Here is a 14,479-nt window from a genome sequence, read left to right on the forward strand (position 1 = left end):
TAGGCCAGGTATGGACGCGGGGAATGCCCGTGGAGTTGACTGGTACTAATAGTCCGAAGGCTTACACTTTTTAGCTAGTACGTGTTTGTTTGTTTGCGTCCACTGTATGGTTTTGAGATAACAACCCTTTGGGTTTGTTATTGCTGCCCCGCTGGTGTGGGGTGGTCATCGTAGGTTTACGGTGGTTATAGCGAGAGGGAAACACCCGGTTCCATCCCGAACCCGGAAGTTAAGGCTCTTTGCGCCGATGGTACTGCACTGGTGACGGTGTGGGAGAGTAGGTCACCGCCGGTTTTTTATTGGGATACAGAAGGTCCTGGACGAAACGTCCAGGGCCTTTTTGTTTTGTTGTGGTGTTGTGTTGGCTCGGAGCTATCGCTCCGAGCCACTGTCATTTAAGGGGCACAATATGGTGCAGTCTATGAGAACACACCTGGTTTAAGTTAGCGTGCAGGGCGTCCGGGACACACACGCCTGCCTGCAACCCGAGAAAAGCACAATCAGCGGGCTAACACCCCAAACCATAAGTCTTCTACCAGCACTCACCCTGAGAATATCCAGAACTAAAACCCACAAAACTAATTGTTTCCTGGGAAAGTAGTCTAGGAGAGGGGTAGCCCCACCATACACCACCAAGAACCGGTAATCTTAACTCTGAACCAAACACCACGAAAGAGAGAAACCGCAGTGCCCCAGGGAACCCCCACCACTGACGCCCGCGAACGCGCCCGTCGCCTCGCCGCTGAACAAGCCAAAAAGTCCAGCAAAAAATCAACCCGCTGGATCCAGCTCACCGTCCTCGGCGTCGTTGCCGTTATCGTAGCGATCGTAGCCTTCGTCGTCATCAACGGTAACCGCAACCAAATCCCCGAAGCAGGCCCCGTCCCCGCGTCCGCAAACCAGTACGGCGGTATCGTCCTCACCCAGGACGGCATCGTCAAGGACTCATCAGACGTAGCAGAACGAAACTCCAAGGAACTCGGCACCTCCGAAGCAACCTACAAGGCAGCTGACGGCAGCGATGCAACAATGCCCCTCGGCGTCGCCCTCCCTGAAGAAGCAGACAAGAACGGCGAGCCCGTCCGCGTCACCATCTTCCAGGACTTCAACTGCGTCCACTGTGCATCCTTCGAAACTGAAAACGCAGAAACCCTCGCAGCCCTCGTCAAAGAAGGCAAAATTACCCTCGAACTGCGTAACCTAACCTTCCTCGACGCCAACAGCCCCACCTTCTACTCAGCCCGTGCCAACAACGTCGCCTACTCAGTAGCAAACCAGGTCTCCGCCGAGGACTACCTCAAGTTCCAGCAGGAAGTCTTCACCTACCAGGCCCAGAACGGCACCTCCAACGAAGAACTCATCAAGATCGCTGAGAAATACGGGGCAGACGTAAAGGACGACGTCACCAAAAACACCTGGCGACCTTTCATCCAAACCGTCACCCTCGAATCTGCAACCAACGGCATTGAAGGAACCCCCACCATCTTCGCCGACGGTGAGCTCTTCACCGAAGCCCCCACCGGTTTCGCTGACTGGATCAACCAGAAGATCGCCGACAAGGCCGCACAGTAACCCACTACAAACACACCACAGGCTAACAGCTAGTACGGTAGATGTACTGAACTGGTAGCAACCGTGTAGGGACAGCTACACGTCAACTCCTCAGCTTCATGCTGAAAAGAGATTGACGGTAGCTGTCCCTTTTCTTATGTCTACCCCCAAGAGCAGCAAGAACCCCCGCCATACCCCACCACTTGCTAATCGACTGCGACCCCGGCATCGACGATACCCTCGCCCTTACCTACGCTTATACCCACCCGCAGGTTGCTGTAGAGGGTATCGTGGCAACCGGCGGGAACGTGAGCACCGAGCAGGTGGGACGCAACGTCCGCGGCCTGCTAGAACTACTCGACGGCCAAGGCACCCCTGGGCCCTCGGAGCTGAGAACCCCCTGGCCCAACCACTCACCACCACCGAAGAAACCCCCGGACCCTTGGGCACAGGCTACGGGGCGCTGCCCAGGCAGAGCTGGCCCTCCGCGACACCCTGCGCGACGCCGTCCTACCCGCAGGCTCCGGGGAGAAACACCCCCTGGACCTGCTCCCCACCGAACAACACCTGCTTGCCCTAGCAGAAGCACACGCCACCGGGGCCTCCTGCATACTCCTCGACGAACCCACCGCAAGACTCGACACCCCCGGCCTCGAACAAGCCGCAGCACTCACCACCGCCCACCACACCGCAGGAGACAACACCATCATCGCCACCCACAACACACAACTCACCCAAGCCCTCACACCCCACCTTCCCCTACACCACTACCAGCTAGACACTTCCCAATAACATGCACCCGCCCGCAATATCAGGTACACTTGAAAAGTCTTGCCTCCTTAGCTCAGCTGGCCAGAGCACCTGTCTTGTAAACAGGGGGTCACCGGTTCGAATCCGGTAGGGGGCTCCACTCTATGAACTCTGCGATCGATTGGACACCTATAAACCGGTGACCATTCGGTCGCAGATTTATTTCCTCGTACGCCAGTTTCGCTAACGCTCAACTGATTCCAGGCCCTCTTGAGTGCTCGCTCGCACCCGGGCCTTCCAGCCGCTCCCTCATCTGGTTCGAATCCGGTAGGGGGCTCCACTCTATAAACTCTGCGATCGATTGGACACCCATAAACCGGTGACCATTCGGTCGCAGATTTATTTCCTCACACACCAGTTTCGCTGACGCTCAACTGATTCCAGGCCCTCTTGAGTGCTCGCTCGCTCGCACCCGGGCCTTCCATCCGGTAGGGGGCTCTCTTAGTGCCCAAAAACAAGGCAATACCCACTATCTAGATACGGGGGCATCCGGGCTCGCGCTCGCTGCCGACCCTCTCGCCCGGTTCGCTCCGCTCACGAGACGATTCACGCCCCGCCTAACGGCGGATTCCGTTCGCTCTCGTGCGCTGGCGCACCCGCTCACTCCATCCAGCCAGCAGCTTCGCTGCGAGTCCGATACGCCCCTATCTCACCATGCGCACCTAGCTAACCAGCGTTTGCACAAATACGCAAACAAAAGATAGTGTTATTCCTGGCTTAGGGTCACCTAAGCAGTTCTATAGATAGTCCTATAGAACCAAACACCCTTCCCAGGAGAACACAACCAATGTCCGCAATCACCCGCGCCACCTTCCTCAAGGCCACCGCAGCCACCGCCCTCACCGGCCTGCTCGCAGCCTGCACCACCGGCTCCAACGACACCTCAAGCAGCACCATCTCAGCAGCCTCTGGCGAGAGCTACACCGTCAAGCACGCCTTCGGCGAGACCACCTTCAGCGCGGTACCCCAGAAAATTGCTGTCGTGAACTTCTGGAAGAACCCCGACGTCCTCCTGGCCCTCGGCGTAGTACCCGCAGGCACCCCCGTCGTCACCTACGGCGCCAACGCCAAGGGCTCCACCGACTGGTTCGACGCCAAACTCGCCGAACTGGGCGGCACCGCCCCCACCACCTACGACGAAACTGACGGCCCCGACTACGAAGCCCTCGCAGCCCTAGCCCCCGACGCCATCTTCTCCGTCTACGGCGACATGACCCAGGAAGTCTACGACAAGCTCTCCGGCATCGCCCCCGTCGTTGCAGCCCCCGAAGGTGTCGGCGCCTTCGCCGCCTCCTGGGAAGACGTGGTCAACCAGGCAGGCGCTATGCTCCAGAAAACAGATGAAGCAGCCGCCCTCATCGAATCCACCAACCAGCTCATCGCTGACGCCTCAGCCCAGCACTCAGCCCTCAACGGCAAGACCTTCATCGCCGGTATGTTCGACCTCGAAGCCCAGGCCCTCAGCGCCTACGTCGCCACCGACTCCCGCTCCCAGTTCCTCACCTCCCTCGGCATGAAACTGGCCCCCTACGTCACCGACAACGCCACCGAAGCCGACGCCTTCTTCATGAACATCTCCGGCGAAGTCCTCTCCGAGGTCGAAACCGACGTCGTCTGGGCCTGGGGCACCAGCGACTCCGACGAAGAAGCCATCAAGGCTAACACCCTCTTCGCCCAGATGCCCGCTGTAGCCAACGGCAACCTGGTCGTCGAAACCGACACCGCCATCTCCCTGGCCCTCTCCGCCGCATCCCCGCTGTCCCTGAACTGGGCCATCAACGAAACCGACACCCTGGCCAAGCTCGCAGCAGCAGTCGCCTAACCTGTGCCAGCCACCGCTGTGACCCCAACCCAGCCCACCAGACAGGACGCACCCGCCCCGGCTTCCAGCCCGAGGGCGGGCGCCCGCCGTGGGGCAAGAACCCCAGCCCGCCGACGCCTACTCACCGGCACAGTCCTTATCCTGGGGCTGGTGCTAGCATCAATCGCCTCCCTGGCCTACGGGACCCGGCAGATCGACCCAGCCACCGTGCTCAGCTTTATCGGCAGCTCTGTGAGCGGAACAGATACTAGCCCCACCGGTGCGTCCGAAGCCGAAGCGGCCGTCCTGACCCAAAGGTCAGTGCGGACCCTCTGGGCGTTGGTGGTCGGCGCCGCCCTGGGACTGGCCGGTGCCGGGCTACAAGGAATTACCCGCAACCCCCTCGGGGACCCCGCCATCTTGGGTATCAACGCCGGGGCAGCCTTCGCTGTGGTGGCCGGAATCAGCTTCTTCGCGGCAGACTCAACCACCGTCTTCGCCCTCTACGCTTTTGCAGGAGCTATAGCCTCCGCTATCGCCGTATACGCGTTGGCCTCCATCGGCAGTGGGGGAGCGACCCCCATTAAACTAGCCCTCATGGGGGCAGCCCTGACCGCCGGGCTCGGCTCAGGCACCAGCGCCATGATCCTCACCAACCAAAACACCCTCGACGATTTACGCCGCTGGCAGATTGGATCAGTTGCCGGTGCGACCATGGAAGACTTCTTCCCCGCCGGTTTACTGTTGGCCCTTGGCGCAGTCATTGTACTCACCGGGGCCAAGACCATTAACAGCTTTGCCCTCGGCGACGACATGGCAGCCTCCTTGGGGGAGAACGTTGCAGCCCGCCGACTCGTCCTCACCGCCGGCGTTACCCTGCTCGTCGGCACCGCCGTTGCCCTCACCGGCCCCATCGGCTTCCTCGGCCTCATGGCCCCGCACGCCATGCGGGCCCTCGTCGGCGCCGACTACCGCTACCTGCTTCCCCTGTCCGCCCTCACCGGGGCAGTCCTCCTGACCGTCGCAGATACGGTCGGCCGAATTATCCTGCCCCCGCAAGAAATGCAGGTAGGCGTCATGATGGTGGCCCTGGGCGTTCCCGTCTTTATTTACCTAGTGCGACGAGGCAAGGCGGTCAATCTCTAATGACGTTCCGCTCAACTTCCCCGCAGGCCGAGCCCCCCGTCTGCCTGGCCTCTGCCCGGGCAGCAGGCTCCCCCCTGCCCCGGCAGGCATCTGAAGCCGCCCTCAACACGGTCGGGAAGGTGCGGAAGGACGCCCGCCGCCGGCCCCTCCTGGCCACTGCAGCCCTCCTGTTAGGGCTGGTAGCGGCTGTTGCCGTGAGGGTCCTGCTGGGCTCCTACACCGTCACAATCCCTGACTTCTTCACCATCCTGTCCGGCGGCACCCTTGACCATGCCCGGGGTGCCACCTACATTGTGATGGAAGAAAAGCTACCGCGGGCCGTCCTCGGTGCCCTGGCAGGAGCCTGCTTTGGCTTAGGAGGCGCAATCTTCCAGCTCCTCTTGCGTAACCCAATAGCCAGCCCCGACATCATCGGTGTCTCCAACGGCGCTGCCCTAGGAGCAGTCATCGGCATTGTCTTCCTGGGCCTGGGCGGCCTGCCACTGACCCTGCTGGCTATTCTGGTCGCCCTGGCTGTTGCCGTCCTTATCCTGGGTCTATCCGCTGGAGATTCTGGTGCCGGCAACCGCTTCATCCTGGTCGGTCTAGGAATCTCAGCGCTCTCAGGGGCCTTTATCCAGTACGTCCTCTCCCGGGTATCGACCAGCAACGCCCAGACCCTGACCCACTGGCTGGCCGGATCCCTGTCCACCGCCAACTGGACCCGCATCAGCCTGCTGGCTATCTGCTTTGCCCTCCTGGTGCTCCCCCTACTGGTCTGGTGGCGGCCCCTGCACGCCACAGCAGTCGGGGAAGAACTGGCCCGGGGGCTCGGCGTGCCTACCGGCCTGGTCCGCACCGGCTTCATCGCCCTCGGGGTGCTACTGGTTGCCGTGGCCACCGCCGCCACAGGCCCCCTAGCCTTCATCGCCTTTATGGCCGGGCCCATTGCCCGGGCCGCCACCGGGGGCCGCCACAGCCTCATCAACGCCGCCCTCGTCGGCGCCATCGTCGTCATCGTCGCTGATTTTATTGGCTCCAATGCCATACCCGGGGTAAACCTGCCCGCAGGCGTCCTCACCGGTGCTTTCGGGGCCCCCGCCCTCATCTGGCTGCTCGCCCGAACCTCCGAAGGGAAAACTTCATGAAAACAGTAACCGCCCGGTCCCTCACCGTTGAACAGGTACGCCTGGGCTATGGGGATACCGTTATCGTGCCTGAGCTCTCCCTGGAGTTCCCCACCGGAAAAATGACCGCCATTATCGGCCCCAACGGCTGCGGAAAATCCACCCTCCTGCGCGGTATCGCCCGCCTGCTCAAGCCGGCATCCGGCAAAATCCTCCTGGACGGCCGTCCCGTCGGCTCCTACGGGGGCAAGGAATTTGCCCGGATGGTTGGCCTGCTCCCACAAAGCCCCATTGCCCCCGAAGGTATTACGGTAGCCGACCTGGTAGCCCGCGGCCGCTACCCCTACCAGGGGCTCTTCAGAGGCTCCACCAAGGAGGACGACGCGGCAGTTGCCCGCGCCCTGGAAGCTACCCACACCCTGTCCCTAGCCGACCGCCAGGTCACCGAACTATCCGGCGGCCAGCGCCAGCGCGTCTGGATCGCTATGGCCCTGGCCCAAGAAACAGACGTCCTGCTGCTGGATGAACCCACAACCTACCTCGACCTTGCCCACCAGGTTGAGCTCCTAGACCTACTGGCAGCAATCAATGAAGAACGAGGCACCACCATGATCCTGGTGCTGCACGAACTCAACCTCGCCGCCCGCATTGCCCACCACCTCGTGGCCATGAAGGACGGCGCCGTTGCCGCCGCAGGAGATGCCGGGCAGGTGCTAACCTCCAAGAACCTGCACACCATTTTTGGGTTGCGGGCCTCCGTCGCCGACCCCCTAGGCGATGGTTCCACCGTTGTGGTTCCCCATACCCGGGCGTCCATGGAACGGGAGTTACTTCTTGGCTAAAACAACCCGCCGCGAGGTCTCCCGGTCTATCAACCAGTACGGGGTCTTTCCCGTTACCGTCTCCCGTATCCAGCAGCTGAGCCCCCACTTCGTGCGGATCTCCCTCACCGGCCGCTCCCTGCTCCACGCCGCCGAACCCATCGCAGACGGCACCGGCCGGGTCTTTGACGCCTACATTAAACTTCTGGTACCCCCGCCTGGGGCCAGCGGCCCGACCATGATTGAACTCGACGAATCCTGGCGCCAACGCTGGTTCGCCGCCCCCGCCTACGAACGAGGCCACATGCGGACCTACACGGTGCGTCACTCCCGGCTCGTGCCCTCCGTTGGCTTTGACGAAACCCCCCTCCTGGGTATGTTCCCCGCAGCAGCAGCTGACCTTACCCCCTTGGAGAGGCCCCTACCGGCTGGCGTCCAACCTGAAATCGATATCGACTTCGTGCTCCACGGGCCAGCCGACAGCTTAGATACCGGGAAGGCAGGAGAGTCGACCGGGCCAGGATCCACCTGGGCAGCCACAGCCCAGATCGGCCAGCAGGTCTCCATCCTGGCCCCCCTCTACGGCTCTAGCCTCTGGAGCTCCTGGAATCCCGGCGCCGCCCACCGCCTGCTCCTCTTGGGGGACGAAACTGCAGCCCCAGCCGTCCTCTCAATCCTGCGCTCTTTACCGGCCGGGGCCCGGGGCACCGCCATTCTCGAAACCCCGGACGACGATGACCTCACCACCTGGGCTGAGGTGAAGGACGCCGCCTCCCGTCTACCCGAACTCACCCTGCGCTGGGCCGCCCGCCCGCCTGGCCACAACCGGGGGGAAGCCCTCATCGCTCACCTGCGACAAACATGCGGGGTCGGGGCTGGCTGCGAGACAGCCCTGGAGTTCGTCGCCTCAGACGAAATCGTCTGGCAGCTCGCCGAAAACCCCCAAGGCAGCTATGTTTTCATCGCGGGGGAATCATCCCTCATCAAAACCCTGCGTCGGATCTGCGTCAACGAAGCGAAAATCCCAAAACACAACATCTCCTTCATGGGTTACTGGAAAGCCGGCCAAGCCGAAAGCTGAGGTAGGCCTGCTCACAATGTGTACACAAGGGCCAGGACACTTCTGCAGATGAGGGCCCTCGCGGTAGGTTAGAAACTGTGAAAACACTGCTGAACACTGAAGAACCTATCCGCTACGTTGCCCTCGGCGATTCCTTCACCGAAGGCGTCGGCGACGACGCCCCAACCCGCCCCAACGGCGTCCGCGGCTGGGCCGACCGCGTCGCCGAACAGTTCATGCTCGCCGACCCCGCCGCAAGCTACGCCAACCTGGCTATCCGGGGCCGCCTGCTCGGTCCCATCATCGACGAACAGCTTGAACCAGCTCTCGCCCTCAAACCCAACCTGGTCTCCCTTATCGGCGGCGGCAATGACTCCCTGCGCCCCGGGTTCGACGTCGATGCCCTGGCCAGCCGCTACGATGCAGCCTTCAAGACCCTGCGCGATGAAGGTATCGAAGTCTTCACCATGACGGGCTTTGACCCCGGCCCCAAGGGCTTCTTTAGCGGAAACCGGGCTAGAGTTGCCCTCTTCAACGAAATCCTGCGCGAAGTGGCAGACGACCGTGGCGTGACCATCGTTGACTATTGGCGGATGCACGAACTCCTTGATCTGAGGTACTGGGCCCCCGACCGGCTGCACATGAACGCTGCCGGCCACACCCTCGTCGCCCGCCGGGTTCTTGAAACCCTCAGTGCTGAAAATATACAAATCGGGGATCCCAGTGTGCCCGATGCCGAACACAAAACCCGGGTTCAAGAGGCCCTGGATAACGCCAAATGGGCGCGTGAATTCGTCGTTCCCTGGATTGGACGACGGCTGCGCGGCACTAGTTCCGGGGACGGAATCAGCCCCAAATATCCTCAGCTGACCCGTTTTGACACCGTGCCAGAACACTAAGACGGACCCCATAAAACGGCTTTAACAGGTTCTAGGGAAGATTAAAAGCTTTAAGCTGTTAAAGTCACACTTAAGATTACAAGCGTGTAATTTACGGCTGGGGAGGGGTTGGCAGGCGGCTGAACCTACCCCTCCCCATGGCTAAAAACCCCGGAAATAAGCGCCCGATGACTTGCAGAAAGTTAAAAAACCGGTAGAATTGACAGAGGTTCAAACGCACCAGTTGAACCAGAAAAACAAGCTTGCGCACACCGGAGCAGGTAGACCCCGCACCGGCGGACGCAAGCTTTTTACTGGCCAAACAGGTTGCGTGGTATCCCGTAATTACCTAGACTTTAAGGCTGTTCGTAGTGGTGGCAACACCTCTCGTACACCTCAAGCTTCACCGTTTTTCCCGCGGCGGGGATTCCTATCGGCCTCTCACCCGATAGCGAATCTCAAACACTCTAGCCTTGGAGAATAACCCGGTGCTCTACCTATAGGTGACGGGACGCCCATTGCTGATTGCTCCCTTCCAAGAGCAAACGCCAACTGCGTACCGTCATTTCGTCAACAATTGGAGGAGAAAACTATGGCAGCTGTCTGCCAGGTGACCGGAGCTGTTCCCGGCTTTGGACACAGCATCTCGCACTCGCATCGCCGCAACAAGCGTCGTTTCGATCCTAACGTCCAGAAGAAGAAGTACTACGTACCCTCACTTCGTCGCAACGTAACCCTGAACGTCTCTGCAAAGGGCATCAAGGTTATTGACGCACGTGGTATCGACGCAGTAGTAGCTGACATCCTTGCACGCGGAGAGAAGATCTAAACATGGCATCAAAGGCTAAGGACCTACGTCCTATCATCAAGCTCAAGTCCACTGCGGGCACCGGCTACACTTACGTCACCCGTAAGAACCGCCGCAACAACCCCGATCGTATGGTTCTCAAGAAGTACGATCCCGTTGTCCGTAAGCACGTTGACTTCCGAGAGGAGCGCTAAACAATGGCGAAGAAGTCCAAGATCGCTCGTAACGAGCAGCGCAAGGTCATCGTAGCCCGCTACGCTGAAAAGCGCCTGGAACTCAAGAAGACCCTGATCGACGAAAATGCAACCCCCGAAGAGCGCGAAGCCGCTCGCGTAGGTCTGCAGAAGCTGCCCCGCAACGCTTCACCCGTCCGCGTCCGCAACCGCGACCAGATCGACGGCCGCCCCCGTGGTACCTTCCAGAAGTTTGGTATCTCACGCGTACGCTTCCGTGAGATGGCACACCGCGGCGAACTGCCCGGCGTCACCAAGTCTTCCTGGTAATCTGCAACTGATATGGGTAGCCTTGTCACCAGGGCTAACCCCCAGTCGCAATTTTGTGAAAGTCTCAGAAGGAGCATTCAATGGCTAAGAACCGTAGCGAACTCGTCGCAGAGGTTGCAGAGAAGGCCGGCACCAGCCAGGCTGCAGTGAACGGCGTTCTCGACGCCCTCTTCCAGGTCTTCGAAGCATCTGTTGCTAAGGGCGAGAAGATCACCATCCCCGGCTGGATGGCAATTGAGCGCACCGATCGTGCCGCTCGCACCGGTCGCAACCCCCAGACCGGCGAAACCATTCAGATTCCCGCGGGCCACGGCGTCAAGCTGACCGCAGGTTCAAAGCTGAAGGCAGCAGTCTCCACCAAGAAGTAATTCTTGAGACAGGCTTCAAAGGGCCACCTCACGTAGAGGTGGCCCTTTTGCTATGCCTGCTGCAGGAATAAAAGTCTGGACTTAGTCCCATAAGTAGGTGCTGAGATACCTGCAGATGGGGCTAAGTACCTACAGGTGGAGGGCTATGAGATAATAGGCAAGGCCTCAGAAACCAGGACCACACCCACACGGCAGGAAAGGGGGAGAGCATGAACCAGCGCAGCCGCAAGGTCGCCCGCGCCTGGATAATCGCAACCTCCGCCACCAGCCTAGGCGCAGCCTCCCACCTGCTCGGTGGAGGTCACCTGCCCCACCCCATCGTCCTGGCCCTAGCCACCGCCCTGGCAGCCCTCATCACCCTGGGTATCACCCAGCTGAAACTGCCCCGAACCAGTCTTGGGGCAGGCGTCCTCGTCGGCCAGGGAATCCTGCACCTGCTCTACAGTTACGGCCACCCCGTCAGCCACCTTGCCACCCACACCGGCGGGCACCAGCACGGGGAAACCGCCGCAGCCCTCACAGCCGTCGCCCTGGACGGCCACAGCTACGGTGCTGGAATGTGGCTGGCCCACAGCCTAGCTGCAGGAGCCACCTATGCCATCCTGGCCTACAGCGAAGAGCTACTGGGCGTCCTCAAAACCCTGCTCGGTTACGCCCGCAGGTTCTTTGAGACGCCGAAACTTCCGGCCCTCACCCTGGCCCCCACAATCCGGGAGGCGACAGGGCACCTCCTGGTCCTGAAAGAAATCCTCGCAGGAGGTACCCGAACCAGCCGGGGCCCTCCGCCAGCCCTTGCCTACAGATAACCCGCAGCAACCGCTGTCGGGTCCCTACGTACGCAAGGAATCCCATGAAAAAGGCAAACGCCGCAAAAATTATGGCCGCAACCGGCCTCCTGCTTGCAGGTAGCATCACATCAGCTGCCGCCCACGACGAACTCGTCAGCAGCTACCCCGCAGACGGAGAAACAGTTGCCGTCGGCATCGACGAAATTACAATGACCTACTCCGGCAACATCATGGACGTTGACGGCGCGAACCAGGTCGTCGTCACGAATGCCGCCGGTGAAAACGTCACAGAAGAAACCCCGGACATCGACAACCGCACCGTCAGCCAGGACCTCTCACCGGCTGCCCTCGAACCCGGCACCTACACCGTGACCTGGCGCGTTGTTTCCTCCGACGGGCACCCCATCCAGGGGACTTTCAACTACACCGTAGGGGAGGGGCAGGACGCCACCCCCAGCAGCTCAGCTGAGGCAAGTAGCCCGGCTGCGACCTCCGAAACCAGCGCACCAGCCCAGGCTGCAGAAACTAAGGCTGCTAGCGACCCCGTCACCCAGGCAGCCGAGGGTCTCAGCCTGCCCGTAAAACTGCTCATCCTCCTCGGTGGCCTAGCAACCCTCGGACTCGTTGCTACGGTGCTGCTGAAAGCCCGCAAAAAGTAAGGACGAAGGCAGGGTCACCCCCTGCGGGTAGCTGACCTGCCTTCTCCTGTCCCTCATCATGAACTGGCCTGCACCGGCGCAGGCCCACACCCGAAAGAATATGACCATGTCATCCAAGAAAACCCTGACCATCGGTGTTTACGCCGCCCTTGCAACCTTGACCCTGGCCGCCTGCGGTGGAGGGGCTAACCAGGCCTCACACACCGCTAGCGCAAGCGCCTCAGCAAGCAGCTCAGCGACCGCCAGCGCCCCTGCTAGCGCCACTGCATCAGCTACCAGCCAGGTTGCTCTTGCTGTCCACGACGCCTGGGTTAAGGCCGCAAGCAGCAACATGACCGGTGCCTTTGCCACCATCACCAATGAGAGCGACCAGCCCATCACCATCGAAGGAGCCTCAGCGACCTCCGCAGGCATGGTTGAACTCCACACCACCGAAATTGATGCCGCAACCGGAACCTCCACCATGAAGAAGGTAGAGGGCGGCTTCACCCTCGAACCCGGGGCAACCCTCGAACTGGTCCCAGGCGGTGACCACATCATGCTCATGGACATGAAGTGCTCCCTCGTTGCCGGTAGCACCGCCGTCATCACCCTAGACACCAGCGCAGGCGAACTCAGCTTTGATGCAGTTGTCCGCGACTACGAGGGTGCCAAGGAAGAATATGCCCCCGGTGACCACAGCGGCCACGAAACCATGGGCACCGCCGAAGACAGTGACGGCCACAACCACAGCCACACAGCTGAAGAGGCCGCCGTCCTTCCTCAGTGCGCCTAGGAAGATAAAGCAGCATGAGTAGCTCCTTCGACGAAGACCTCGAACGCGCCATCAGCGGTGCCCAAGAGCCCCAGGGGGGCCCCGGCAAAAACCAGAAGGCCCAGGCCCCAGCATCGGGGCTGGACGGCGGGCCGGGAACCAGCCGACGGGCCGTCCTGACCGCAGGAATTGCAGGCGCAGGCCTTGGCATAACCGGCACCCTGGCAAGCCAATATGCCGCTAAGGCTATTGAGTCGGGGCAGGAGGCTACCCCAGAGGTACCTCCGCTCGAAGGGGCTACCGTGCCCTTCTACGGTCAACGGCAAGCCGGTGTAGATACCCCTGCACCGGCCCACGCCAGCTTCATCGCCGTCAACCTGAACAGTGAGATAGACCAGGACGGCGTCCGTCGCCTCCTGCGCATCCTGACCGACGACGCCGCCCGCCTCACTCAGGGAAAGGCAAGCCTGACCGACCAGGAAGCCGAACTGGCCAGCGTCGCCGCCCACCTCACCGTCACCATCGGCTTCGGCCCGCGCATCTTCGACATCGTGGCCCCCGAGAAAAAACCAGCCTGGCTCAAGCCCCTCCCCGCCTTCGAACAGATCGACCAGCTACAGCCCGAATGGAATGACGGGGACCTCCTCCTCCAACTCTGCGCCGACGACCCCATGACCATCGCCCACGCCCAGAGGGTCCTCCTCAAAAACGTGCGAACCTTCGGCCGTGTTCACTGGGTCCAGGAAGGCTTCCGCCGCGCCTACGGCAGCGAACGCCCCGGCCAGACCGTCCGAAACCTCTTCGGCCAAATTGACGGCACCATCAACCCAGCCAGCGAGGACGGCAGCATGGACGCCATGGTCTGGGGCAACCACGAAGAACTCACCCCCTGGGAACCCGGCGGAACCTCCCTCGTCATCCGCCGAATCCACATGAACCTGGATACCTGGGACCAGGCCGACCGGCCCGCCCGGGAGGACGCCGTCGGGCGAAAACTCTCCAACGGGGCGCCCCTCACCGGAGAAAATGAACGCGACCCCGCCGACCTCTCAGCCACCAACGAACTAGGCTTTACCGTCATAGCCCCCTACGCCCACATTCGTCGGGCCGCAGCAACCACTCGGGTTGAGCGAATCCTACGCCGGGGCTACAGCTACAACTTGCCGGTAGCCAACGCCTCGGGATTATCAGAACACGGGCAAACCAGCGGGGGAATCAGCAACTCCGGCCTCATCTTCTGCTCCTACCAGGCTGATCCCGTCCAACAATTTCTGCCGATTCAACAACGCCTTGCTGAACTGGACATGCTCAACACCTGGACTGTTCCCATCGGGTCAGCCGTCTTCGCCCTCCCCGCAGGGTGTCAAGAGGGTGGCTTCGTGGGTGAAGGCCTCTTCCAGTAAATACCTCATACTGCATACACACT

The 14,479-nt window shown here is 61.2% G+C and carries 16 protein-coding genes, 1 tRNA gene and 1 rRNA gene; all 18 read left to right on the top strand.

The features are described 5' to 3' along the window. The first annotated feature begins 177 nt into the window (after positions 1-177). The 18 genes from rrf (at position 178) to L7A15_RS08465 (ending at position 14,456) form a co-directional block, all read left to right on the top strand. Positions 178-294: ribosomal RNA gene (gene rrf / locus L7A15_RS08380) — 5S ribosomal RNA — on the top strand. A gap of 393 nt (positions 295-687) precedes the next feature. Further along, positions 688-1,572, top strand: coding sequence for a DsbA family protein (locus tag L7A15_RS08385; RefSeq protein WP_237208131.1), 885 nt, complete (start codon positions 688-690; stop codon positions 1,570-1,572). 182 nt (positions 1,573-1,754) lie between these two features. Continuing rightward, the gene (locus L7A15_RS08390) at positions 1,755-2,423 is read left to right on the top strand and encodes a nucleoside hydrolase (protein WP_237208301.1); all 669 of its coding nucleotides are present in this window, start codon (positions 1,755-1,757) and stop codon (positions 2,421-2,423) included. Beyond that, positions 2,385-2,461 (top strand) — tRNA-Thr (locus tag L7A15_RS08395). Before L7A15_RS08390 ends, L7A15_RS08395 begins: the two co-directional genes overlap by 39 nt. Positions 2,462-3,148: 687 nt before the next feature. Further along, positions 3,149-4,183 (top strand): ABC transporter substrate-binding protein, encoded by a 1,035-nt coding sequence (locus L7A15_RS08400; RefSeq protein ID WP_237208132.1) that lies wholly within the window; start codon positions 3,149-3,151, stop codon positions 4,181-4,183. 3 nt (positions 4,184-4,186) lie between these two features. Further along, positions 4,187-5,308 (top strand): FecCD family ABC transporter permease, encoded by a 1,122-nt coding sequence (locus tag L7A15_RS08405; protein WP_237212406.1) that lies wholly within the window; start codon positions 4,187-4,189, stop codon positions 5,306-5,308. After that, positions 5,308-6,435 carry a FecCD family ABC transporter permease gene (locus L7A15_RS08410; protein WP_237208134.1) on the top strand — a complete coding sequence of 376 codons (1,128 nt, stop codon included), beginning with the start codon at positions 5,308-5,310 and terminating at the stop codon, positions 6,433-6,435. Before L7A15_RS08405 ends, L7A15_RS08410 begins: the two co-directional genes overlap by 1 nt. Then, positions 6,432-7,256 carry an ABC transporter ATP-binding protein gene (locus tag L7A15_RS08415; RefSeq protein WP_237208135.1) on the top strand — a complete coding sequence of 275 codons (825 nt, stop codon included), beginning with the start codon at positions 6,432-6,434 and terminating at the stop codon, positions 7,254-7,256. The genes L7A15_RS08410 and L7A15_RS08415 overlap by 4 nt, the downstream gene beginning before the upstream one ends. Beyond that, the gene (locus tag L7A15_RS08420; RefSeq protein WP_237208136.1) at positions 7,249-8,316 is read left to right on the top strand and encodes a siderophore-interacting protein; all 1,068 of its coding nucleotides are present in this window, start codon (positions 7,249-7,251) and stop codon (positions 8,314-8,316) included. Before L7A15_RS08415 ends, L7A15_RS08420 begins: the two co-directional genes overlap by 8 nt. A gap of 77 nt (positions 8,317-8,393) precedes the next feature. Next, a complete protein-coding gene (locus tag L7A15_RS08425; RefSeq protein ID WP_237208137.1) occupies positions 8,394-9,194 on the top strand; it encodes an SGNH/GDSL hydrolase family protein in 801 nt (266 codons plus the stop codon). A 571-nt stretch (positions 9,195-9,765) separates the two neighbouring features. Further along, positions 9,766-10,002 (top strand): 50S ribosomal protein L28, encoded by a 237-nt coding sequence (rpmB, locus tag L7A15_RS08430; protein ID WP_083090534.1) that lies wholly within the window; start codon positions 9,766-9,768, stop codon positions 10,000-10,002. A 2-nt stretch (positions 10,003-10,004) separates the two neighbouring features. Next, the gene (rpmG, locus tag L7A15_RS08435) at positions 10,005-10,175 is read left to right on the top strand and encodes a 50S ribosomal protein L33 (RefSeq protein WP_004005967.1); all 171 of its coding nucleotides are present in this window, start codon (positions 10,005-10,007) and stop codon (positions 10,173-10,175) included. Positions 10,176-10,178: 3 nt separating this feature from the next. Then, positions 10,179-10,484 carry a 30S ribosomal protein S14 gene (gene rpsN, locus L7A15_RS08440; protein WP_237189500.1) on the top strand — a complete coding sequence of 102 codons (306 nt, stop codon included), beginning with the start codon at positions 10,179-10,181 and terminating at the stop codon, positions 10,482-10,484. An 80-nt stretch (positions 10,485-10,564) separates the two neighbouring features. After that, positions 10,565-10,852, top strand: coding sequence for an HU family DNA-binding protein (locus L7A15_RS08445; RefSeq protein ID WP_083090531.1), 288 nt, complete (start codon positions 10,565-10,567; stop codon positions 10,850-10,852). Between the two features lie 209 nt (positions 10,853-11,061). Then, the gene (locus L7A15_RS08450; RefSeq protein ID WP_237208138.1) at positions 11,062-11,658 is read left to right on the top strand and encodes a hypothetical protein; all 597 of its coding nucleotides are present in this window, start codon (positions 11,062-11,064) and stop codon (positions 11,656-11,658) included. A 44-nt stretch (positions 11,659-11,702) separates the two neighbouring features. Next, a complete protein-coding gene (locus tag L7A15_RS08455) occupies positions 11,703-12,299 on the top strand; it encodes a copper resistance CopC family protein (protein WP_237208139.1) in 597 nt (198 codons plus the stop codon). A gap of 106 nt (positions 12,300-12,405) precedes the next feature. Then, positions 12,406-13,074 (top strand): copper chaperone PCu(A)C, encoded by a 669-nt coding sequence (locus L7A15_RS08460; RefSeq protein ID WP_237208140.1) that lies wholly within the window; start codon positions 12,406-12,408, stop codon positions 13,072-13,074. 14 nt (positions 13,075-13,088) lie between these two features. After that, positions 13,089-14,456, top strand: a complete 1,368-nt coding sequence (locus L7A15_RS08465; protein WP_237208141.1) for a Dyp-type peroxidase — start codon at positions 13,089-13,091, stop codon at positions 14,454-14,456. Positions 14,457-14,479: the final 23 nt, after the last annotated feature.

The organism is Rothia nasimurium, assembly GCF_928391935.1.
Lineage (GTDB): Bacteria > Actinomycetota > Actinomycetes > Actinomycetales > Micrococcaceae > Rothia > Rothia nasimurium_D.